The 1666-nt window shown below is 38.2% G+C and carries 2 protein-coding genes; both read left to right on the top strand.

What is annotated here, in order from left to right; all coding sequences use genetic code 11:
* On the top strand, positions 1-607 hold a 607-nt coding region (locus PGY05_RS16820), incomplete at its 5' end, for a response regulator transcription factor (protein ID WP_270476353.1).
* The gene (locus tag PGY05_RS16815) at positions 607-1650 is read left to right on the top strand and encodes a sensor histidine kinase (RefSeq protein WP_118198851.1); all 1044 of its coding nucleotides are present in this window, start codon (positions 607-609) and stop codon (positions 1648-1650) included. The genes PGY05_RS16820 and PGY05_RS16815, both read left to right, overlap by 1 nt.
* Positions 1651-1666: the final 16 nt, after the last annotated feature.

Below are 1666 nucleotides of genomic sequence, written 5' to 3'. Positions count from 1 at the left end.
GAAGAATGGATATCAAGTCAAAAGTGCATCGGATGGAGCACAGGCATTAGAAGTATTGGGTAAGGAATATATTGATCTGATCATTTCTGATATTATGATGCCGGTTATGGATGGCTATGAACTGGTGTCAGAACTTCGTTCAGCAGGATATCAGATACCAGTGCTTATGATCACTGCGAAAGGTTCCTTTGATGATATGCGCCAGGGATTTCTTTCGGGAAGTGACGATTATATGGTAAAACCGGTAAATGTGAATGAAATGGTTTTAAGAGTCGGAGCACTGCTTCGCCGTGCACAGATACTGAATGAACACAAAATTGTGATCGGTTCAACAGAGTTTGATTATGATGCAATGACGGTTACAACTGATAAGGAAAGTCTTGTTTTGCCTAAAAAAGAATTCCTGCTTTTATATAAGCTTGCAGCTTCGCCAGGCAGAACATTTACAAAACAACAGTTGATGGATGAAGTATGGGGATACGAGACGGAGGCAGATCCACATACAATAGAGGTACATATAGGAAGACTCAGAGAGCGTTTTAAAGATAACCCGGATTTTGAAATCGTAACAATGCGTGGAATTGGATACAAGGTGGTGAAAAAATAATGGAACAAAAGAAAAAAAAAGGATTGCGGATCCGATCCTGTCTGACTGGTGCAATCTGGCTGGCACTTGTATTTTCAACAGTCATATCTGCTTTATTATTTGCTTTTTTGAATCATTTTTTTAATCTGCCGGGCAGCATATCTGTGCTTGGCTGGCTTTTGATTTTCAATACATTGATTGCAGGGCTGATCACTTCCTTTATCAATGCAAAGTTACTGGAACCAATTACCAGACTTAGTAAAGCAATGAAGGAAGTTTCTCAGGGAGATTTTGAACAGCATTTGGAAACGAACAGCCGTATAGCAGAAGTTGGAGAATCTTATCAAAGTTTTAACGTTATGACAAAAGAACTTCGTGCAACAGAGGTGCTGCAGATGGATTTTGTATCTAATGTTTCTCATGAGTTTAAGACCCCGATTAATGCCATTGAAGGATATACAATGCTGCTTCAGGGAGAAGAACTGTCTCCGGATCAAGAGGAATATGTAGAAAAAATCTTATTTAACACCCAAAGACTTTCCGGATTGGTTGGTAATATTTTACTGTTATCCAAGTTAGAGAATCAGAATATACCAATGAAAAAAACAGAATATCGTCTGGATGAACAGATCCGCCAGGCATTTCTTTCATTGGAAACAAAATGGACAGAAAAAGAAATTGGTTTTCAGGTAGAATTGGAGGAAGTTAAATATACTGGGAATGAAGGACTTTTTATGCATATCTGGATAAATCTTTTGGATAATGCGATTAAGTTCAGCCCTTCAAAGGGGACAATTATGATGTTTCTGAAACAAGAACAGGATTCTGTTAAGTTCATTCTGGAAGATGAAGGACCAGGAATAGAGGATGATGTAAAATCCAGAATATTTGACAAGTTCTATCAGGTAGATGGATCTCATAAAGCAGAAGGAAATGGCCTAGGTCTTGCACTTGTAAAACGGATTGTAGATAGTGCCGGAGGAACAATCAAAGCAGAAAACCGTGAATATGGTGGATGCAGATTTGTTATAGAGCTGCCAAAGCAGAAAGATGAGATTATATAGTTTTAAGATAAATTAG

Origin of the sequence: Coprococcus sp. AF51-11b1, assembly GCF_027682785.1 — a bacterium.
Taxonomy (GTDB): domain Bacteria; phylum Bacillota; class Clostridia; order Lachnospirales; family Lachnospiraceae; genus Allocoprococcus; species Allocoprococcus comes.
This window is presented reverse-complemented; position numbering and strand designations above follow the sequence as displayed.